The 20,641-nt window shown below is 58.8% G+C and carries 17 protein-coding genes; 16 read left to right on the top strand and 1 reads right to left on the bottom strand.

What is annotated here, in order from left to right; all coding sequences use genetic code 11:
* Positions 1-9 precede the first annotated feature (9 nt).
* From AC0YNU_RS29800 to AC0YNU_RS29745, 12 genes are all read left to right on the top strand, one after another.
* Positions 10-1,212 (top strand): sn-glycerol-1-phosphate dehydrogenase, encoded by a 1,203-nt coding sequence (locus AC0YNU_RS29800; RefSeq protein ID WP_475763152.1) that lies wholly within the window; start codon positions 10-12, stop codon positions 1,210-1,212.
* Between the two features lie 114 nt (positions 1,213-1,326).
* On the top strand, positions 1,327-2,088 hold the full coding sequence (locus AC0YNU_RS29795) for a DeoR/GlpR family DNA-binding transcription regulator (RefSeq protein ID WP_475763151.1): 762 nt from the start codon (positions 1,327-1,329) through the stop codon (positions 2,086-2,088).
* A 25-nt stretch (positions 2,089-2,113) separates the two neighbouring features.
* Entirely contained in the window at positions 2,114-3,172 is a 1,059-nt protein-coding gene (locus AC0YNU_RS29790; protein ID WP_475763149.1) for an ABC transporter ATP-binding protein, read from the top strand.
* Entirely contained in the window at positions 3,165-4,043 is an 879-nt protein-coding gene (locus AC0YNU_RS29785) for a carbohydrate ABC transporter permease (protein ID WP_475763147.1), read from the top strand. The genes AC0YNU_RS29790 and AC0YNU_RS29785 overlap by 8 nt, the downstream gene beginning before the upstream one ends.
* Before the next feature lie 31 nt (positions 4,044-4,074).
* The gene (locus tag AC0YNU_RS29780) at positions 4,075-4,899 is read left to right on the top strand and encodes a carbohydrate ABC transporter permease (RefSeq protein WP_475763200.1); all 825 of its coding nucleotides are present in this window, start codon (positions 4,075-4,077) and stop codon (positions 4,897-4,899) included.
* Positions 4,900-5,082: 183 nt separating this feature from the next.
* Complete coding sequence (locus AC0YNU_RS29775; RefSeq protein WP_475763199.1) at positions 5,083-6,414, top strand: ABC transporter substrate-binding protein; 1,332 nt, start codon at positions 5,083-5,085, stop codon at positions 6,412-6,414.
* A 26-nt stretch (positions 6,415-6,440) separates the two neighbouring features.
* Positions 6,441-7,199 carry a glycerophosphodiester phosphodiesterase family protein gene (locus AC0YNU_RS29770; protein ID WP_475763145.1) on the top strand — a complete coding sequence of 253 codons (759 nt, stop codon included), beginning with the start codon at positions 6,441-6,443 and terminating at the stop codon, positions 7,197-7,199.
* Positions 7,200-7,376: 177 nt separating this feature from the next.
* Positions 7,377-7,805: an organic hydroperoxide resistance protein gene (locus AC0YNU_RS29765; RefSeq protein WP_475763143.1), complete on the top strand. Its 429-nt coding sequence runs from the start codon at positions 7,377-7,379 to the stop codon at positions 7,803-7,805.
* Between the two features lie 166 nt (positions 7,806-7,971).
* Entirely contained in the window at positions 7,972-9,150 is a 1,179-nt protein-coding gene (locus AC0YNU_RS29760) for an ROK family protein (RefSeq protein ID WP_475763141.1), read from the top strand.
* A 119-nt stretch (positions 9,151-9,269) separates the two neighbouring features.
* A complete protein-coding gene (gene xylB / locus AC0YNU_RS29755; RefSeq protein ID WP_475763139.1) occupies positions 9,270-10,793 on the top strand; it encodes a xylulokinase in 1,524 nt (507 codons plus the stop codon).
* On the top strand, positions 10,790-12,664 hold the full coding sequence (locus AC0YNU_RS29750) for a glycosyl hydrolase (protein WP_475763137.1): 1,875 nt from the start codon (positions 10,790-10,792) through the stop codon (positions 12,662-12,664). The genes xylB and AC0YNU_RS29750 overlap by 4 nt, the downstream gene beginning before the upstream one ends.
* 108 nt (positions 12,665-12,772) lie before the next feature.
* The gene (locus AC0YNU_RS29745; protein ID WP_475763135.1) at positions 12,773-13,771 is read left to right on the top strand and encodes a type I glyceraldehyde-3-phosphate dehydrogenase; all 999 of its coding nucleotides are present in this window, start codon (positions 12,773-12,775) and stop codon (positions 13,769-13,771) included.
* A gap of 220 nt (positions 13,772-13,991) precedes the next feature.
* On the opposite strand, the gene AC0YNU_RS29740 is transcribed toward AC0YNU_RS29745, so the two are convergent.
* A complete protein-coding gene (locus AC0YNU_RS29740) occupies positions 13,992-14,627 on the bottom strand; it encodes a carbohydrate-binding family 9-like protein (protein ID WP_475763133.1) in 636 nt (211 codons plus the stop codon).
* A 272-nt stretch (positions 14,628-14,899) separates the two neighbouring features.
* Here AC0YNU_RS29740 and AC0YNU_RS29735 point away from each other — a divergent pair, with 272 nt between their 5' ends.
* The 4 genes from AC0YNU_RS29735 to AC0YNU_RS29720 all read left to right on the top strand — a co-directional run bounded on the left by AC0YNU_RS29735 (position 14,900) and on the right by AC0YNU_RS29720 (position 20,499).
* Positions 14,900-15,703, top strand: coding sequence for a ChbG/HpnK family deacetylase (locus tag AC0YNU_RS29735; RefSeq protein WP_475763131.1), 804 nt, complete (start codon positions 14,900-14,902; stop codon positions 15,701-15,703).
* A 36-nt stretch (positions 15,704-15,739) separates the two neighbouring features.
* Positions 15,740-17,077 carry a glycosyl hydrolase family 28 protein gene (locus tag AC0YNU_RS29730; RefSeq protein ID WP_475763129.1) on the top strand — a complete coding sequence of 446 codons (1,338 nt, stop codon included), beginning with the start codon at positions 15,740-15,742 and terminating at the stop codon, positions 17,075-17,077.
* Positions 17,078-17,167: 90 nt separating this feature from the next.
* Positions 17,168-18,415: an MFS transporter gene (locus AC0YNU_RS29725; RefSeq protein ID WP_475763127.1), complete on the top strand. Its 1,248-nt coding sequence runs from the start codon at positions 17,168-17,170 to the stop codon at positions 18,413-18,415.
* A 572-nt stretch (positions 18,416-18,987) separates the two neighbouring features.
* Complete coding sequence (locus AC0YNU_RS29720; RefSeq protein WP_475763125.1) at positions 18,988-20,499, top strand: stalk domain-containing protein; 1,512 nt, start codon at positions 18,988-18,990, stop codon at positions 20,497-20,499.
* The last annotated feature ends 142 nt before the right edge of the window (positions 20,500-20,641 follow it).

Below are 20,641 nucleotides of genomic sequence, written 5' to 3'. Positions count from 1 at the left end.
AACAACAACATGACGGAACCTTTATCCCGAATCGGCGAAGCCGCCGCACGCAGCATGCGGTCCGAGGCTTCGGAAAGCTTGAATCTGACCTCCGTCTCCATCGCGTCGGGCGCGCTGCAGGAAGCAGTGCTCTATATTGAACAGATGTCCTATCGCAGCGTCATCGTCGCGGCGGACGACAACACGTACCGCGCGGCCGGCGGCCGGCTCTGCCGGACCTTGTCCGCCGCAGGCGTCGAAGTTGACGTGACGCTCTTCAAGCCGAGCGCTTCCGGCGACGTGCTCGCCGACGAAGCGGCGCTGGTCCAGCTGCTGCTGGATATTCAACGCACCGGCGCGGCAGCCGTCCTGGCCGTCGGCGGGGGAACGATCCATGACATCGTGCGCTATTGCGCGTTCACGGCGGGCATCCCGTTCCTCTCCGTGCCGACCGCGCCTTCGGTGGACGGCTTCAATTCGCGAGGAGCGCCGATTATTACGCGCGGCGTCAAGACAACCGTGCCTGCGATCGGTCCGGCCGCCGTATTCGCCGACTTGGACGTGCTCATGCAGGCGCCGCCCCGGCTCGCGGCCGCGGGCTTCGGCGACATGATCGGCAAATACACGTCGCTGTTCGATTGGAAGTTCGGCGCATGGACGGCCGGAGAACCTTATTCGCAAGCGGTAGCGGACATGACGAGCGATGCGCTGCGCAGGTGCGTGGAGCATGCGGAATCCGTCGCTCAAGGGCGCGAGGAAGGCATCCATGCGCTGATGTCCGCCTTGACGGAGTCCGGGCTTGCGATGCTGCGATTCGGGCGGTCGCATCCGGCCTCCGGGGCCGAGCATCATCTCTCCCATTACTGGGAGATGGCGCATATTCGTCACGGAAGCCGGCAGCTGCTGCACGGCGCGAAGGTCGGCGTCGCCACGATCGAGATCGGAAGGCTGTACGGCCGTATCGCCGAAGAGGGCGCGGAGCCATGGGCGGCCGATTCGAGCATTGCCCGGCATTGGCCGGCGGTTGCCCGCGCGATTGCCGAGATTCCAAGCGAAGCCGCCCTGACCGAGCTGCTCCGGGAAGCCGGCGCGCCGGTCACGGCTGCGGAGCTTGGACTGGACGCGGAATTGCTGAAACGAAGCTTGGCCGAGGCGCATAACGTCCGCCTCGAACGCCATACGCTGCTGCGCGCCTACAACGAACGCGCGCATGCCACGCCGGACGTTACATGATCTTCATGCCGCGTTAATCTTCGGTTGAAGATCGGACGTTACGATCGAAGCAAGCATAAACGCGCAAACGAACAAGCGGAATTGCACATAAACGTACAAATGGGGGAACGATCGTTGCTGGCCGCGGAGAGAAAACGAAGGATCATACACTATGTCAGGCAGCATAATACGGCGTCCGTAGGCACGCTGGCGAAGGAATTCAACGTGCACGAAGCGACGATTCGCCGGGACTTGGTGGAAATCGAGCAGGAAGGCGCCTTGAAGCGCACGCACGGCGGCGTCATCGTCGAGCAGTGGACGCAGGACGAGCCGCCCGTCAGCGAGCGCTCGACGCAGAATCTCGATCAGAAGATGCGCATCGGCAAAATGGCCGCAAGCCTCGTCGAGGACGGCGACCATATCATTATCGATTCCGGCACGACGACGCTTCATATCGCGCGGAATCTCGTGCACCGTTCCGATATCACGGTCGTCACCAACGACATGAACGTGGCGGCCGAGCTGAAGGACGCGCCTCGAATCAAAGTCATTCTGACCGGCGGCGAGCTGTATCCGCACAGTTATATGCTGAACGGCATGTTCACCGAGCATGTCCTGCGCTCGCTGCATACCATCAAGGCGTTCATCGGCACGCCGGCGCTTCATCCGCAGCATGGCTTGATGCATCCCGAAGCGCGGCTCGTGCCTGCGAAGCAAGGCATGATCGCCGCCGCCAGGGAGATCATCGTCGTCACCGACGACAGCAAAATCGGCAAGCTGTCGCTTCACACCGTTGCGCCGAATCATGCCATCCATGCGCTCGTTACCGGAACCGAAGCATCCGAAGAAACGCTGAAACCGTTCAGGGACGGCGGCATGACCATCTATACCGTCTGATACCCGGAGAAGGAGGCAGTGCCCAATGGCATCCATCATCATCGACAATCTCACGAAAGCGTTCGGGAAAAACAAAGTCATCGACGGGTTGCATCTCGCCATCGCGGACGGATCGTTCACCGTGCTTGTCGGCCCTTCCGGCTGCGGCAAGACGACGCTGCTGCGCATGATCGCCGGCATCGAGCAGCAGACATCCGGTTCCGTGCTCATCGGCGGAAGGGACGTCTCGCGCGTCGCGCCAGGCCAGCGCGGCGTGGCGATGGTATTCCAGAACTACGCGTTGTATCCGACGATGACGGTGCGCGAGAACATCACTTTCGGCTTGAAGAACAACAAGATCGCCAAGGCCGAGCGGAACGAGCTCGTGGCGTCGATCAGCGAAACGGTCGGCCTGGCCCCGTACTTGGACCGCAAGCCTTCGACGCTGTCGGGAGGCCAGCGGCAGCGCGTCGCGCTGGCACGGGCGATGGTCAAGAAGCCGTCCGTCTTCCTGATGGACGAGCCGCTTTCCAATCTCGACGCCAAGCTGCGCGCGCAGATGCGGCTCGAGCTCATCGAGCTGCACAAGAAGCTCGGCACGACCTTCGTTTACGTGACCCATGACCAGGTGGAAGCCATGTCCATGGCCGACACGGTGGTGTTGATGAATCAAGGCGCCATTCAGCAGGAAGCGGCCCCGGACGTGATCTATCGCCAGCCGGACAATCTCTTCACGGCCCAGTTTATCGGCATGCCGCCGATGAACGTCCAGGAGCTCGGCGCGGATGGCATCCGATTCGGCTTTCGGCCGGAGAACGCGCAGCTTGGCACCGAACCGTCCGATTCGCATTTCGCGTTCGCCGGCACGATCGTGACGCGGGAGATGCTGGGCTCCGAGACGCTGTACCAAGTACGGCGAGGAGACCAATCGTACATGGTCAAGAGCGCCGATGACGGATTCGCCGTGGACCAAGACGTGCATTTGGGCGTCGGGGCGGAACGGGTCTACCTGTTCGACGCGGACGGCAGCCGAATCCGCGACAGCCACCCGCGCTACCGGGATTATCTCGGCGCGCTCGGAGGAAGCCGGTATGCCCATGTCTAACGCGACGATTTGGGAGCGGATCCGTCCGTACGCGCTGATTCTGCCGGCCATGACCGGGATTACGCTCTTCGTGCTCTATCCCGTGTACCGCTTGATGCATTTGAGCCTCTACAAATACAACCTGATGAACAAAGCGAAGAGCAAGTTCATTGGCCTCGATAATTACAAAGGACTGCTGGCGCGGGACGACTTCTACAAAGCGCTTGCCAATACGGCCGTGTATACCGTCGGCATCGTCGTCGCGACAATCGTGCTCGCCCTGCTGGCCGCTTTGTGGCTGCATCGCAAGAGCAAGTGGAATGCCATCGTGCAGGCGGGCATGTTCACGCCGCACATCGTGTCGATCGTCTCGATCTCGCTCGTCTGGATGTGGTTAATGGAACCGCATTTGGGCTTGCTGAATTACGCATTGAAAACGCTAGGCCTGCCGACGTCGGACTGGCTGCAGAGCTCCAAGACGGCGATGATGTCCGTCATGCTCGTCGCGGTATGGCAGGGTCTCGGCTACTACACGCTGATCCTCTCGGCTGCGCTTCAAAGCATTCCGCCGAGCATATATGAGGCGGCCGCGCTGGACAACGCCGGCCGAGCCAAAACGTTTTTCAAAATTACGCTGCCGATGATATCGCCGCAATTGTTTTTTATCCTCGTCATCATGACGATCGGTTCCTTCAAGGTGTTCGACGCGGTGCAGATCATGACGGGCGGCGGCCCGAACGGCGCGACGACGACCGTGGTCTATTATATCTACGATTACCGGACGACGAATATCGGCTATGCCTCGGCGACGGGCGTCGTGCTCATGGCCATCATCGGCTTGCTGACTTTCGCCTACTTCCGCATCCTGTCCAACAAGGTTCATTACCAGTAGCTCTCGGAAAGGAGATGTCCGCTTGCAAACCATGGAAAGCACGGCGACGCGGCGCGCCCTGAACGCGGCGGCGAAAGCGCTGGCCCTTCTTGTCTTCATCGTTCCCTTCCTGTGGATGATCTCCACGTCGCTGCAAACCTTCAAGGAGACGATGTCGTTCCCGCCGGTGTGGCTGCCGGCTTCGCCGCAGTGGGAGAACTTTCGAACCGCGATGACGGCCGGACCTTTCTGGACGTACGCGCGCAATTCGATCGTCGTGACGGCGGCGATCCTGGCCATTCAGTTCGCGGTCATGATCCCGGCTGCCTATTCATTCGCCAAGTACCGCTTCAAGGGAAACTCGTTCTTCTTCGGACTCGTGCTGCTGGCCTTCATGATTCCGACGCAGGTGACGTTCATTCCCGTTTACCTGATGCTGGCCGATTGGGGAATCGTGCGGACGCTCTGGCCGCAGATCCTTCCGTTCATGTCCAACGCGTTCGGCATCTTCCTGCTGCGCCAATATTTCATGCAGATTCCGCAAGAGCTGATCGAATCGGCCAGGCTGGATAATGCCAGCGAGTTCACGATCATAAGGAAACTCATGGCGCCGATGTCGAAGCCCGCGTTGGCCACCATCGCGTTGTTCAGCTTCGTGAGCCACTGGAACGACTATTTCTGGCCGCTCGTCATGACGGATACGACGAACGTCCGGCCGCTCACGCTCGGCATCGCGACGCTGCGCGAGACCGAAGGCATCAGCAACTGGCATATTATTATGGCCGGCAACGTGGTGCTCGTCGTCCCCATCTTGATCGTCTATCTGTTCTGCTCCAGGCAGATCGTGAACGCGTTCGTATATTCAGGGATTAAATGACGATTTGGTCCCTTTCAAATAGAAGAGGTCAAGTGGATCGGGTACGTAGAGTGGGCAAGTAGAAGCAGGAGTAGAGGTCAGGCAAATTCCAAATTCAAATCCGGTACAAGCGCAAGTACAAGCCGCAAGATGAAATCATAGCTATTATGGAGGGGTATCCACGTGAAAAAGAAATCCGCCCTTATGCTCACGACAGCACTGCTGACAGGCATCATCTCGGGCTGTTCATCGTCCGGAAACGACAATAACAATAGCGCCTCGGCAGCCGGTAATGCGAATGCCAATGCTCCGCAGAACAACGCGGCGCAGCCGGCCAACGAACCGGCCAAGACGGAGAAGACGACCATCGATTTCTGGCACTCGCTCAGCGGCAAGAACGCCGAGTACATGGATGCGCTGATCAAACGCTTCAACGATTCGCATGACGACGTCGAAGTCGTGGGCACCTTCCAAGGCAGCTATGACGAGACCGTCACGAAGCTGCAGCAGTCGATCGCGGCAGGCACCGGTCCGGACGTCACCATGCTGGAGCGCGCGTACGTCGAGATGTTCGCGGACGCCGATGCGCTGGAGGACCTTCGTCCGATGATGGACGCGTCCAATTTGAACGAGAGCGAGTTTCTGCCCGGCTTGATGGGCCATTCGACGTTCAACGATAAGCTCGTTTCCCTGCCGCTCAACCGTTCCACGCCGATCCTTCACATCAATAAAACGCTGTTGGACGCCAAGGGCCTGTCGGTTCCGAAAACATGGGATGAGCTTCAGAAGACGGCGAACGCGCTCGTCGTCAAGGACGGCAAGGAAGTGACGCAATACGGCTTGACCATGCCGTACGATACCTGGTATCCGATCGCGATGATTTCGCAGGCGGGCGGCACGTTCTTCTCGGATGACAAGAAGAGCCTCGGCTTCTATGACAACGGCGTCGGCGAGAAGGTGTTCTCGTTCCTGAAAGGCATGCAGAACTCGGGCGCCCTGTACTATCCGCCGGCCAAGGATTCGGGCACGATCGTCAACGGGATGTTCACGAGCGGCAAAGTCGCCATGATGTATCAATCCACGGGAAGCATCGGCGGCATCGCCAGCGCCGTGAATTTCGATTACGAGACGGCCTTCCTGCCGGAGGATACCAAGTACGCAACGCCGACGGGGGGCGCCAACGTCGCGATGCTGGCCTCTTCGAAGAAGAAGGAAGCGGCATGGGAATTCGTCAACTGGATGGAGACGGATCCGCAGGGCGCGCTGCCGTTCATTCTGCAATCGGGCTACCTGCCGTTTACGAAGTCGATGGCGGAATCCAAGGAGCTTCAGGACTTGTGGGCCAAGGAGCCGTACCGCAAAGTGGCGTACGACCAATTGCAGTATGCGGTCGATACGAACAAATCCGTCGCTTGGCCGGAAGTCATGAGCGAATTCAACGCGCTGATCGAAGCGACGATGTATGATAATAAAGACATCAAGACCTCGCTCGATACGTTCAAGACGCATGCCGAGGGCATATTGGCGGCGCAATAAATCGCTCTGACAGGAGGATTACGCACATGGGGATTACGATTTCCGAAGCGGCAAATAGAATGATCGTTGCGGGGCACCGCGGCTTCAAGGCGGCGTATCCCGAGAATACGCTGCTGGCTTTCAGCGAAGCGCTGGGGCTCGGCGTTCACATGCTGGAGTTCGACCTTCGCATGACGAAGGACGGCGAGATCGTCGTCCTGCACGATGGAACGGTAGACCGCACGACGGACGGCCAAGGCCCGGTCGCTGATTATACGTTCGAAGAGCTCGGGCGCTTGGATGCCGGCGGCTGGTTCGGACCGGCGTTCCGGGGGCTGCGGATTCCGAGCTTGGAGCAGCTTTGCGAGCTGCTGGCAGCCTACCCGGACGTGCTGCTGAACGTGGAGATCAAGTCGGATCCCCGCGCCAGAGAGACGGCGGACCGCGCGATTGCCATGCTGGATCGGTTCGGCTATCTTCCCCGCTGCGTATTCACTTGTTTCGACGCCGAGATCGTGGCTTACCTCCATGACGCGCACGGGGCGAAGACGCAGGGCTTCGAGGGGAAGGCGATGACGCATTTCGATCCGGACGAGTCGCAGGGCACCTATTCTAAAATGTGGGCCGTCGCTTTCCCGATGGCTAACTTGAGCGCGGACAAGGTGCGCGAGTTTCAGGCCAAGGGCCTGCAAGTCTGGTGTTATTGCCCGGACACCACGGAACAAGTCGCTTACGCGGCGGCGAGCGGGGCCACGCTGATGACCTGCGACGACCCGCGCGCGGCGCTGGATTGGGTGAACCGATAGTCGGAAGCGGCAGGGCAGTACCGCTTGGGGAGGCCTTGCTTCTTAATAGATAGAGCATTCAGGATAGATCTGAATCTCTTTCTATTTTTTCACCCCATTAACGTCACGATAATGAAGAGAGTTGGATAAGCCGCGACTCGGCCGTCAATAATAAATCGGTCAAAAGGAGATGATTCGATGATCGCAATGGAAAAGAAATTGTACACGGCGAATGTGAATGTTGTAGGCGGAAGAGAAGGCAAAGCAGTATCGAGCGACGGGAATCTCGACATTGACTTGAGATATCCGAAGGAGCTGGGCGGCCCGGGTACCGGAGTCAATCCGGAGCAGCTGTTCGCTGCTGGGTTCGCAGCATGCTTCGAAGGCGCAATGGGAACCGTGATTAGGAAAAAAGGAATTAAAACGGAAGGCATTTCGATCGATTCCAGCGTTTCGCTCGGCAAGGATGCGAACGACGGCTTCGTGCTTGCCGTTCAATTCGACATTACGGTCAAAGGCGTGGATATCGGCGTGGCTCAGGAAATCGTCGACGAGGCCCATGAAGTTTGTCCGTATGCGAGAGCAACGAAAGGCAATATCGAAGTCATATCGAACGTAATCGGCTAACGTTCGTTTCTAGAGAACCCCGCTCTCCGAGTGTCATCGAGAGCGGGGTTTTCTATTCGTTAGGGGTACCGCGCCGCCATTCATTGCTTTTCTAGGCCTGATCTACTATGATCTGTATATCTATTAATGGATTTAATCAATATATTCAGATCGGCAGGAATAGTCCGTGGAAGCAGCGACGAGCAAGAAAGGCAAGAATTTGGAAGACGTCATGGAAATGAACCGCTCGCTGATCATCCGCCTTATGAGAAAGCGGGAGGTTTGTTCGCGAGCGGAATTGACGCGGGAATCCGGGCTGAACCAATCGACGATTACGAATATCGTCAGCGAGCTTATACAGTGGGGCATTGTCGAGGAGACGGGCATCATCGACGGCAAGAAGGGCAGACGCTCCATCGGCATCAAGCTGAACTGCGAGCCGTATAAGGTCGTGGGCATCCGACTGGCGCGCAGGTTTATTACGGTGGCTCTCTATGATCTGAGCGGCAAAGCGTATGCCAGCAAGCAAATTCCGATCCGAAATCGAGAGGGCTCGGAAGCGGCCTTCGCGAAGATGAAAGAATTGATCGCGGAGACGATCCAGCCGTACGAGGGGACCGTGAAGGCGATCGGCATCGCGACGCCTGGCCCGCTCTTCCGCAGCGAAGGCCGGATCGCACTGATGACGGAGTTCCCCGGCTGGGAGAAGATCAATCTGCAGGACGAGCTGGCGCGGCAATTCAACCTGCCCATCTATATCGAGCATGATGCGAAAGCAGGGGCGTTGGCGCATTGGTGGTTCAGCGAGCCCCATCGGGACCACGGCGTGACGGTGTACGTGGCCGCGGGGCAGGGGGTAGGCGCAGGTATCGTCGCGGATGGCAAGCTATTTCGCGGTGCACTCGGCATGGCGGGCGAAATCGGGCATATGAGCATCGATTACAACGGGCCGCTCTGCGAGTGCGGGCATCGCGGCTGCCTCGAGCTGTACTGCTCGACGACGGCGCTGCTGAAGAAGCTGGACAAGGATCCGTCCGCGCTGGAGACCGTCTGGCAGGAGCTGCGCAAGCATGATCCCGTGACGGAAGAAGCGGTACGCCGGGCATCCTGGTTCCTTGGCTTCGGGCTCGTTAATATCGTGAATACATTCGATCCGGACCGGATTATCATTGGCGACGAATTCGCATCCGCGGGAGGACTGCTACTGGATACGGTCACATCCGTCATTCGCGAGCATGTGCTGCCCGTTGTATCCAGCCGCTTGACGATTGAACTGGCATCCTTGGCAAACGATGATATACTTGTCGGAGCCGCGACGATCGCGATCGATCAACTGCTTGAAAGGCCGTCCATCCTTCTGCGTTAATGCAGCAGGAGGAGACGGGCTTTTTTTTTGCGTTAATACTTGATTGAATCAATTAATGCATTTATAGTAGTGATGCATATAGGAAATGTTTGACTCGGGAGATGAGAGGAGCTGTCCGAATGGCGGTACTCATGGGAATCGATATCGGTACCTCGAGCATTAAGACGATGCTGATGGACGAAGCAGGACGCATGCTCGGATTCTCGCAGCTGGATTATGAGATCAGCATCCCGCACCCCGGCTATGCGGAACAAGATCCGGATACTTGGTGGGAGCTCGTCTGCCGAACGTCCGTGAATGCGATCCGCGAAGCGGGAATCGATCCCGACGACATAGCCGGCGTCGGCTTCTCGGGTCAGATGCACGGGCTCGTCGCGTTGGATGCGAACGGCCGGCCGGTCAGGCCGGCGATTATTTGGTGCGACCAGCGCTCCATCGCGCAGAAGCGGGCATTGGAGGAAGTCCTTACGCCGCAAGAACTGGGCAGCCTGATTCAAAACCCGGCCGCAACCGGCTTTCAGCTGCTGTCGCTCATGTGGCTCAGAGACCATGAGCCGGATACGTATCGCAAGATCGGCACCGTCGTGCTGCCGAAGGATTATGTTCGTTACCGGATGACGGGGCAGCTCGGCGTCGACACGACCGATGCGTCAAGCACCTCTGCCTACAGCGTGGAAGACAAGGCTTGGTCCTCTGCGCTGCTGGAGAAAATCGGCATCGATTCCGGGCTATTCCCGGCTGCCGGCGAGCCATGGCAATTATGCGGCGCCGTTACGCTCGAGGCCGGACTGAGGACGGGCTTGAAGCCGGGCACTCCGGTCGTCTTCGGCGGGGCCGACCAAGCGATGCAGGCCGTCGGGAATGGGATCGTCGACGAAGGAACCGTTTCCTGCACGATCGGAACCGGAGGCCAACTCTTCACGCCGGTGAATCGTCCCGTGTACGACGAGCGGCTGCGAACCCATACGTACGTCCATGCGGTGCCGGATAAATGGTATTTGCTCGGCGCCTCGATGAGCGCGGGACTGTCGCTGAAATGGCTTGCTGCGCAAGTGCTGAACCGAACCGATTATGCCGCGCTCGACGAGCTTGCGGCGCGCGTTCCGGCCGGAAGCGGCAGCCTGCTCTTCCTGCCTTACTTGGCCGGGGATCGGACGCCGCATATGGACCCGCATGCCAAGGGGATGTTCTTCGGCTTGACGCTGCAGCATGGAACCGGCCATCTCGTCCGCGCCATCCTGGAGGGTGTCGGCTTCTCGATGCGAGATAGCCTGGAGATATTCAAATCGCTGGGCGTCCGCGCGGATAAGCTGATTCTGTCCGGCGGGGGAGCGAAGAGCGGACTGTGGAAGCAGATCCTCGCCGACGTGCTGGAAGCCGACGTATACACGAGCACGATGAAGGAACAAGCCTGCGTCGGAGCCGCTATCATGGCAGGGGTCGGGATTGGTATGTACGCCGATGTAGACGAAGCCTGTCAGGCTGTTGTCCGTATTCAGAAAACGCCGGTGAAGCCGATTCCGGAGAACCGCGCGATCTATGCGGAGCTTTATGCCGTCTATAAGCAGCTTTATGTGCGCAACCGGGATCTGTTCCCGCTGCTGGACCAACTATCGAAGAAGAACGGAGTGTCGCAGGCATGAGCCAACAATCGCAAACTAGCCAATCATCGCAAATGAGCCGACAATCGCAAACGACGCCAGCGTTTATCATCGGGAAAGGCGAATCGGCCGTGAAGCTGGACTGGGGGCGGGAGCGGCAATTCTCGGTCGCGCTCGAAATCGCCGGTGCGCCGGAAGGCGATCTGGTCGTCATCTCATCGTCGGCGATTGCTCCCGGCGTACGTATTTACGTCGGACCCGCAGCTCCTATGAAAGCGCTGTCCCTGACGGCGGAGATCTATACGGACGCCAGGGAACGACCGCTCTTGCTATCCATTCCGTGGTCGCGCCTCGGTGACGGCGAGCATCGGGTGTTGCTGCAATATGCGGGCTATGCGGTGCGTTTATACGTGGACGGCATCCTCGTCGACGAGGATTGGCCGATGGGTGCGGTCGATATGGAGGGAGCTTCCGTGCATGTTCACGGAGCCGCCGGCGTCGCCCTCTGGAAGGAAGCGGTCGAGCCGGAAGAAGGCAGGGCGGAACTGCTGGACCGATACCTGGGCGAAGAACCGGCTACCGTACAATATTGGCGGCCGCGCGGCTTCAATACGGGCGTCGGCGACTGCATGCCGTACTTCGACGGAACGACGTTCCGGCTCTATTATCTCTACGACCGCCGCGGGCATGCCAGCAAATGGGGGCTTGGGGCGCATCAATGGGCGCAGATCGCGACGAAGGATTTCCAAACATGGGAGCATCATCCCATCGCGGTCGGCATTACGGATGCGGGAGAAGGCTCGATCTGCACCGGCTCCGTCTTCCTGAAGGACGGCATCTATTACGCATTCTACGCCGTACGTGCGGTCGACGGTTCTCCGGCCCGCCTCACCTATGCGGTGAGCGAAGACGGCATTCGGTTCGAGAAGACCGAAGCCGACATTAAGCTGCCGGATCGCTATACGCTCGCATCCGTTCGGGATCCGCATGTTTTTCAAGATTCTCAGGGCAGCTACCACATGCTCGTCACGACGAGCCTCGCGGATCCCGTGAAGCCGAAGGGCTGCCTCGTGCACCTCGTATCGGTTAACCTGACCGATTGGGAGGAGGCGGGGCCGTTCATCGTTCCCGGCTATCACGACGAGCCGGAATGTTCGGATTGCTTCGAATGGAACGGCTGGTATTATCTCCTGTTCAGCAATGACGGGCTGGCTCGTTACCGCTATGCCCGCACGATGGAAGGACCTTGGCTGCGGCCGGAGATGGACGTAATCGACTGCGTGCAGTGGCGCGTGCCGAAGACGGCGCCGTTTCCGGAGGGCAGACGGATCGCGGCGGGCTTTCTGTCGTCGCCTGACGTATACGCCGGGGAACTCGTATTCCGCGAGCTGGTGCAGCATGCGGACGGAACGCTCGGGCTTGCGTTCGTGCCGGAGCTGAGAGAAGCGTCCGGTCCGGCCCGATCGATCGATGCCGTGACGCTGGACGATTTTAACGGCTTCGTCTCGCGCGGCGTCGGTGAGTTCGGCCCCGATTACGTGCTGACCTTCGACGTTACGCCGCATTATCCGAATATGTTCGTCGGCTTCTCCGTCTCGGGCTCGGACAGCTTCGCGGAAGGCTATGATATCCGGTTCGAGCCGTCGGCCCGCAAGGCCGGCATCCATCGCATGCACGCGCGCTCGCTGCAGGAGGACGAATCGTCGTCCATTTATCAGGTGTCGGGTTTGACGGAGACCTTTTCTGTCGAGGCGGTCGTCAAGAACGGCTGGATCGACCTATGCGTGGGAGGCAATCGGACGCTCATCTCCAGAATTGAAGGGGAGAGCGGCCACCTGCGATTGTTCGCCCAGTTCGGATCGGCGACGTTCGCTAATCTTGTCGTTCGGAAACCATTGGTAACGTTTACGTAAATTTTACGTCCTATAATTGGATATAACTGGGAAACTCAGGTGGACTTGCCTCCTAAAGTGGCGTACACTATCCCCGTCGTCACTTCATTTGCTTAGGAGGCTGAGAGTATGGGAAATATTGCGATTTTCGGATTCGGACGCATCGGCAGGCAGCTGCTGCGCGTCGCTTTGCAGGAGGAGCTGTTCGTACCTTATTCCATTTCGGACATTAAGGACGAGGGCACATTGGCCGCATTGTTCGAAGTGGATACCAACTATAAGCGCTGGCATGAGGACGTTGCTTCGCGGGAAGGCGCGATGGTGATCGGCGGACGCGAGATTCGCTACATCAACTCGTCGAATGAAGTACCGGACTGGGGAGCGCTCGGCGTAGAGCTCGTCATCGATTGCACGGGCAGAGCGGTTACCCGCGCCGTCGCTCAGGTTCATCTCGACAAGGGCGCCAAACGCGTGCTGGTCAGCGGACCGAGCAAGTCGCTGGACGATTGCGATGCCGTGCTGTTGAAAGGCATTAACCTGGACAGCTTCGACCCCGAGAAACACCGGATTATCAGCATGGCAAGCTGCACCACCAATGCGCTGGCGCCGGTCGTCAAGCTGGTCAGGGAGAATTTCGGCATCCAGTACGGCCTGTTCTCCACGATCCATTCGTATACCAACACGCAGTCGCTGACGGACCAACCGATGAGAGACCGTCGAGATTCGTGGGCAGCCGCGGAGAATATTATTCCTTCCTCGTCGGGCGCGGCGAAGGCGCTGAAGTTTATCTGGAACGACCTGCAGATTACGGGCAGAGCGTACCGCATCCCGACGCGCACCGGCAGCATCGCCGAGCTGAATCTCATTACGGAGAAGCCGACCTCGGTGCAGGAGATTAATGATATGTTCCGTGCGGCCGCCAAGGAAGGCGAACTGAAGGGCGTGCTGGATGTCCTCGAAGGCGAGTGGGCTTCTTCCCGAATCGTCGGCGATTCGCACTCCTCCATCATCGACCTGCCGCTTACCCAAGTGCAGGGCGGACTTCTGTCCATCGCGGCGTGGTATGACAACGAATGGGGTTATGCTTCGCGATTGGCGGAGGTTGCGGCATATTTGGCTAAGGCTTAAGCAGGGAGCGGGTGGATGTCTGCGGCTATATGGCTCCAGCTAAATGGTTAATCGCCTGCCAGTCACATGCCAGTTGACGTACTGCCGCTCAACATGGTTTGAATAGAATAGAAAAAAGGCTTCCGAGCAAATAAGCTCGGAAGCCTTTTTTGCGATTCCGGTCCTCTTTCGATTCATGGCGTTAATCGACCCTAAATCGCAGCATGGTTGCCGTACGCTCCTACTCTTCCGTAAACCGCAGCCCGCCAAACGACAGCGGCTTATGGAATTGAAGCTCGCCGGGCGGCGACCAAGCGGAGAACTCGATCGAGCCGTCGCGCGGCCGGTCGATGCGGTACAGATTGACCCGCCATTCGTCCCCTGGGAGAGGCGGGCAGTGCTGCGCGGTGACGAACTCGGTGAACGGGATAGCCATCTCCGCCGTCCAGCCTGGGCGTTCCGAATCGTGACGCACGGCCGTAACGAGATTCATTTCCGTTCTGGCGTACGTCAGGATTCGGCCATCGAGCGTATTGTGAACCGAATAGTGGAGGCACGCGTTCAGCGGATTCAGCTCGATCTCGATATAGGTGCGGAGATCGCCGTCATCGTCGATGAAGATCTCGACGACCTCTTCCTCGTACAGTTTATCGTTGAAGCCCTGCATCGTCGCGTGAATGTAGTCGTCCTGACATTCGAAGGCCACATAGAGATAGCGCTCGTTCCAAAGCAGCCTCGCTCCGGTGCTTTGAATCGGGGATTTCCCCGTCGCGGCATCCGCCAGCTGCACCTGCTCGGCCAGCTGCCATTCCGGTTTGTTTAGATTTCCGTCGATTTGCAGATCGGTGTTGATTTTACGGCATGAATAATGGGGCATGCTTGCAGCTCCTCTCGAATGCATAACCGGTAATCGTCAAAATCGATTTGAGCATATCGCTCGTCGATTACGACGTCAAGGGTTGTTTTATGCGCACTTTCGAATGCGGCCATGCCGTTCGGAAGTTGTGGACGGGAATCCCCCCGTATCGGACAGCTTTCTCTCCCTTTCGGCGAAATGGCCGCCGTATAATGGGGAGGGGCTTGGACGACGACGGATCGACGGCCCCATTCCAATATCAATATACCGATGTACCTATAGGGAGGATCCCGATGATGAATCCAACGCACGATAACATACGGCTGATCACGAGAGCCGACGATGCCGGCAGCGCCCGGACCGCGGACCGCGCCATTCTGGAAACGATCGAGCATGGCATTGTCCGCAATGTCTCGCTGATGGCCGTCGGGCCGAGTATCGCGCACGCGGCGGAATTGCTGGCCGGGAGGAAAGACGTCTGCTTCGGCATCCATGCGACCTTGAACGCGGAATGGAGCGACGTCCGCTGGGGGCCACTATCCCTGGCGAGTACCGCTCCTTCGCTTGTGGTACCGGGCAGCGGCTTCTTCAAGCCGACGCCGCAGGCGTTCCTGCACCACCCGCCTTCTGTAGAGGAAGTGCTGACAGAGCTGCAGGCGCAGCTGGATCGGGTCAGAAGCCTGGGCTTCGAGATCGGCTACGCGGACACGCATATGGCGTTCGAATGGGCAATGCCGCAGATCGAGGAGCCGTTCGACCGCTGGTGCGAGCGCGAAGGGATTCGCAATTACAAACGGTACAGCCAGCCGCTGCCCCAACCGGCAGAAGTGGACAGTGAATCGCTGCAGCTGCGCGATCCTGTGGCAGCGCTCATCTTGCAGCTCGAAAATGCCAAGCCCGGCCAATATCTGATCCTCGGCCATCCGGGCTATGACGATGCGGAGATGCGGCGGCTGGGCTCGCCGGACTATCCGTCCGATCGGGTCGTGGCGGACCGGATCCACGAGCGCCTGCTCTTTACGCACTCGGACGTGCTCGCCTGCTGCGAGAAGCTCGGCATCCTGCCGATTCGGTACGACGAAGCTTTGCCTCTCTGAATCGGAACAGATACGCCAAGAAAGAAGTGAACGCGAATGTCGAACCTAGATAACCATCCTAATCCAAAGATGTTGCATGCGAAGGACTGGAAGCGTTCGTCCGACTACCGGGTCTATGCCGGCGGCAACGAAACGCTCGTTCATAGCAGCGAGGGAACCAGCTTCGCGATTATCGTCTGCCCGGCAGGCAGCGCGGAGCTGAGCATCGAAGTGGAAGCGGCCGCCTCGTTCAACAGCGCGGTCGTTCGTCCGCTGAGTGCGGCCATCGCGCCTGTATCGTCCGGCGGTAAGCTCCGGTTCGACGTCCGTGCCGGCCAAAGGCTGAGCGTAGAGTTGGACGGCAATACGAAGCGGCCGCTGATGCTCTTCGTGCAGACCGAGGAATCGGACAAGCCGGACGCGAACGACCCGCTCGTTCGATATTTTGCCGGCGGGCACGTGCATGATGCCGGTGAAATCGTCCTTCGCTCGAACGAGTCCGTGTACATCGAGGAGGGCGCGGTCGTCCGAGGTACGATCGCTGCCGAAGGCGCATCCGGCATTACGGTTCGCGGAAGAGGCATTCTTGACGGCTCCGGATGGAGAGGCACAAGAACCTCGGAGGATGCTCGGCGCAACATGATTAAGCTCATTGCCTGCCAGCATGTTACGCTGGAGGGCATTACAATACTGGATGGCGACAGCTGGCATGTGATTCCGATCGCCTGCCGGGACGTATCGATTAACGGCCTTAACATCATTACGTTCGAGGGCACCGGCGACGGCATCGACATCGTCGGCAGCGAGGATGTGACGATCGACGGCTGCTTCATCCGGGCTAACGATGACTGCATTGCGGTCAAGGCCGTCGATTATCAGCATCCGGCTGGCTGCAAGGACGTGCGGAACGTACGGGTATCGGGCTGCGTCTTGTGGAACGCCGCATGGGGCAACGCCATCGAGATCGGCTACGAAACCCGGTGCGAGACGATCGAGAATATCGTCTTCGAGGACTGCGACATCATCCGCAGCGAATTCGAAGGCTGGCAGTCCGGCGGCACGTTCACGATCCATAACGGAGACCGGGCCATCGTCCGGAACGTGCGGTACGACAATATTCGGATCGAAGATTCGCAAGAGAAGCTGGTCGATATCAAGGTGCTGCATTCCAAGTATTCCAGGGATGCCGAGCGGGGCTTCGTCCGCGATATCCGATTCAGCAACATTCATATCGTAGACGGACCTTTCCCGGTCTCGATCATCCGCGGCTTCGACGAGGCCCATCTCATCGAGGATGTTTCATTCGCGAACCTGACCGCCTTCGGGCAGCGGCTTCGCAGCGCGAACGAGGCGCGAATGGTCGTCGAGCTCGCGAAGCGGATCACATTCGAATAACTTGGATTGACAAAATCCGCCTAGGAATGGAATATGAAGAGGGCTCCCGGAACGGTCCGGGGGCCCAAATTCATTTTAACGGGGCTAACGATGCGCAAAATTAAACTTTCACTGAACGACATGCTCCTGCTGCTCGTCGTCTTTGGCGGGTTCCTGGTCTTCGGCTTCTCCGAAAATATCAAAGGGCCGGCCATCCCGCGCATGCAGGCGGACTTCCATCTGGACGAGGGGCAGCTCGGCCTGCTGCTGGCGCTTAATTCACTCGGATACCTCGTCGCCTGCTCGTTCACGTCCGCTCTGTCCAGACGAATCGGCATTAAGTGGACGGGAATCGCGGCGTTCGGGTCGATGGCGATCTCGGGTGTTCTGATGCATGTCGCTTCCGGTTACGGAGCGCTGTCGGCCTCTTATTTTCTGATGTACATCGGCAACGGCATGCTGGAGATCGGGCTTGCCATCATGGCCGCGCGCATCTTCACCCGCAACACGGGGACGATGATGAACGTGGCGCATTTCTTCTATGGACTCAGCTCCATCGTCGCGCCGCTCATCGCCGCCTCCATGATGGGATGGCATGCACCGGGCGGAGGCGAATTGGGCTGGCGCGGCATGTACCTGATCATGCTGTCGCTCGCCGTGCTGCCGATTCTGCCTTCGCTGTGGGGCAAGTTTCCGGAGGAGGAGCTGCAGGCGTCGGAGGCACAGGCTTCGTACCGCACGCTGCTGCGCGATCCGATCGCCTGGCTGATCGTCGCGATCTTGTCGTTCGGCGTCATCTCGGAGCTTGCGGTGGGCAGCTGGCTGGTCAATTTTCTGGAAAAAGCGTACGGCTGGAGCATGGGCGATGCGTCCGGCATGCTGTCCGTCTTCTTCCTCTTCTTCACCTTGGCGCGGCTGTTCCTCGGCCCCGTGACGGACCGGATCGGGTACACGCTGTCGGTCATGATCTTCGCCGCTTTCTCGGGGCTGTGCAGCCTGGCGGCGGTGCTGATCGGCGAGTCGGGCGCGATCCTGTTCGCGATAGCCGGCGCCGGCATCGCGCCGATCTATCCGACCGTCATGGCGATGGTCGCGAAGCGCTACCCGCGCGGGACGGATACCGCCATCACGTTCACCGTGACGCTGATGGGCATCGCCAGCGTGCTGGGCAATCTCTTCATCGGATATATCATCGAATTCGTCCGCGGCATGTTCGACGAGAGCGAAGGTGGCTCTGCGCCAGGGCAGCTCATCGGCCTGCAGGCCGGGTACGTCTTCATCGCCAGCATGGCGTTGCTCTGCTCGGTCTGCTGCGCGGTGCTGTACGCGGTGCTTCGCAGACGGGGAGAAGCAGTATGACGAAGGCGCAACGTTAGGGCGGAGCGGGATACGCCGCTGCGTGGAACAGGATGGATTAGGCTGCCGATTGAATCGGCGGCCTGTTTTGTCATGCAGGGGTTTGCGTACAAAGTTTGCGTACACTGACCAGGCGCAAACTCGGCGGCGATGTCGCAAACGTCGCCGGTAGCGGTTGCAGCGGCAAGGGGCTTGCATTGGCGTTCGCGCTGGACGATTCGGTTCGATAAACGGTGGCAGCAGAAAATAAATGCAAATACGCATTTAATTTATGCCATTACCCCTTCAATCAATAAATAACTGCAAAAATGCACTTATTTAGGTTGGCAAAGCCATATTGGAGTGAAATTGCCCGTAATAGCTGCACATTTGCAGTTATTTACTCGTAGGGCCCGTTGTCCTCGCATAATAAGTGCAGATTTGCAGTTATTTGATCGGCCTCCTTGCGCTAACGCGAGCAGGTGCCTGGGTGCACAACTGCAACTTGCAACTATTTCCATAACCGATGCGTCATAACAATGGCTGACAAGCAGCATCATCCCATTTCCATCACGGAACAAAGGAGCGACCCTAAAATGAGAAAACGTATCTATTCACTTGTTATGGCGATCTGTTTCCTCGCATCAACCGTCATCGTAACCGGACAACCTGCCGCGGCGGCATCGGCGTCGAAGATCGCGGATTTCGACTCCGCTTCGCTCATTCGCACGGACGGCACGTATTGGGTGTGGGGGGACAACCGCCCGGTGCCGACGCAGATTCAGGAATTATCCGACGTGCAGGCTTCCTTCGGGAGTCATCTGGTCATGAAAAAGGATGGAAGCGTGTGGAGTTGGCTCCCGATTTCCACCGGGTTTCGCGTTGATCAAGTGCAGCGGGTCCAGGAGCTGTCGTCCGTTTATGATGAAGGGCAGTATGTGATTGCTGTTCAAGAGAGCGGCGATGTGGCGGTCATCCCTCGGGATACGGGCTTCACGCTGCCGGATCGAACGACCGTCGTTGACGGCATTGCTAACGTGAAGAAGGTTAGCGGATTTTACGAGAAACCGCAGTATAAGCGATATTTGTTGTTTCTGAAGAAGGACGGCCTCCTATGGGGCAGCGCGCCGACAACGGATAACGTGCTGTTGGGCCAACAGGCCATCGTGGGCATGGATCACGTCGTCGATATCGCGGGCAATCTCGCCTTGAAGGACGACGGCTCGGTATGGGAGCTGTCGGCACCCGAGTCTTCGGGAACGTCCACGGCGAGCGCTTCGCCGAGGTTGATCGCGACGAAGGTACGGCAGCTTGCCGATATCGTCCGAATCGTAACGAACGAAAAGTCCAATCTGGCGATCGATAAGCTGGGACGCATATGGTTCTGGGGAGAAACTCGGACGGGCGTTAGCGACGGCACCATCGTTTACGAGCAATCGTCCCCAGTTGCCTTAACGACGATGAAGAACGTGCAGGACGCCTCCTTCGTCGAGCGTTCGCTTATCGTCTTGACCAAGGACGGCACGGTATCCGAGACGTCGATCAATCGGGAGGCTATGCCATCCGGTCCGGTATTCCGAAAGCTAGCTGCCCGAATGGTTCGCTTGGAACCCGGCGTGCGGCATCTGATCATGCAAAAGTCCGATGGCTCCTTATGGGGCTGGGGCGTCAACAAGCAGGCGGAGCTGGGGTATGGGGATTACGAGTTCTCGCACGAAGCGCCGGTGCCTGTCCAGAAAGCCATCGCCGTAACCGTGAACGGCGAGCGCGTTGCCTTGATGAACGGCGCCATTATCCGCAGCGATCAAGCGTTTATTCCGCTGCGTTCCGTATTCGAGAAGCTTGGCGCGGCGGTGACCTGGGACATGAATTTGAAAATCGCGACGATCAAGCGACCCGCGGGCAAGCCTGCCGGCAGCCCCGCGACGACGATTACGATGAACTTCCAATCCGGCGTGCTTCTGCTGAACAATGCGAAGGTTACGCTGAAGCAGATGCCTTTCATCGAGAACGGCACGACGTATCTGCCGCTGCGGTTCATCAGCGAGTCGCTGGGCGCGCAGGTAGCGTGGGACGAGAGCGCGGATCTGATTACGATCAAGGGATAGCACCTTTCAGACAACGACCCGATCGTTCTCCCGCAAACAAAAGGCTCCCCTCCGGGCAGCCAGGCGAATTCCGACGCCTGCTGCTCCGAGGGGAGCCTTTTTATATCGGGCATGAGGGCCACAGCCGTCACGCCGTCGCACC

It is taken from the genome of Paenibacillus sp. J31P316, from assembly GCF_056269105.1.
This window is presented reverse-complemented; position numbering and strand designations above follow the sequence as displayed.

What these genes read in the sequence shown, in the direction of transcription:
- AC0YNU_RS29800 (WP_475763152.1), top strand. Translation starts at nt 10, where the DNA reads ATGACGGAACCTTTATCCCGAATCGGCGAAGCCGCCGCACGCAGCATG.
- AC0YNU_RS29790 (WP_475763149.1), top strand. Translation starts at nt 2,114, where the DNA reads ATGGCATCCATCATCATCGACAATCTCACGAAAGCGTTCGGGAAAAAC.
- AC0YNU_RS29785 (WP_475763147.1), top strand. Translation starts at nt 3,165, where the DNA reads ATGTCTAACGCGACGATTTGGGAGCGGATCCGTCCGTACGCGCTGATT.
- AC0YNU_RS29780 (WP_475763200.1), top strand. Translation starts at nt 4,075, where the DNA reads ATGGAAAGCACGGCGACGCGGCGCGCCCTGAACGCGGCGGCGAAAGCG.
- AC0YNU_RS29775 (WP_475763199.1), top strand. Translation starts at nt 5,083, where the DNA reads ATGCTCACGACAGCACTGCTGACAGGCATCATCTCGGGCTGTTCATCG.
- AC0YNU_RS29770 (WP_475763145.1), top strand. Translation starts at nt 6,441, where the DNA reads ATGGGGATTACGATTTCCGAAGCGGCAAATAGAATGATCGTTGCGGGG.
- AC0YNU_RS29765 (WP_475763143.1), top strand. Translation starts at nt 7,377, where the DNA reads ATGATCGCAATGGAAAAGAAATTGTACACGGCGAATGTGAATGTTGTA.
- xylB (WP_475763139.1), top strand. Translation starts at nt 9,270, where the DNA reads ATGGCGGTACTCATGGGAATCGATATCGGTACCTCGAGCATTAAGACG.
- AC0YNU_RS29750 (WP_475763137.1), top strand. Translation starts at nt 10,790, where the DNA reads ATGAGCCAACAATCGCAAACTAGCCAATCATCGCAAATGAGCCGACAA.
- AC0YNU_RS29745 (WP_475763135.1), top strand. Translation starts at nt 12,773, where the DNA reads ATGGGAAATATTGCGATTTTCGGATTCGGACGCATCGGCAGGCAGCTG.
- AC0YNU_RS29740 (WP_475763133.1), bottom strand. Translation starts at nt 14,627, where the DNA reads ATGCCCCATTATTCATGCCGTAAAATCAACACCGATCTGCAAATCGAC.
- AC0YNU_RS29735 (WP_475763131.1), top strand. Translation starts at nt 14,900, where the DNA reads ATGATGAATCCAACGCACGATAACATACGGCTGATCACGAGAGCCGAC.
- AC0YNU_RS29730 (WP_475763129.1), top strand. Translation starts at nt 15,740, where the DNA reads ATGTCGAACCTAGATAACCATCCTAATCCAAAGATGTTGCATGCGAAG.
- AC0YNU_RS29725 (WP_475763127.1), top strand. Translation starts at nt 17,168, where the DNA reads ATGCGCAAAATTAAACTTTCACTGAACGACATGCTCCTGCTGCTCGTC.
- AC0YNU_RS29720 (WP_475763125.1), top strand. Translation starts at nt 18,988, where the DNA reads ATGAGAAAACGTATCTATTCACTTGTTATGGCGATCTGTTTCCTCGCA.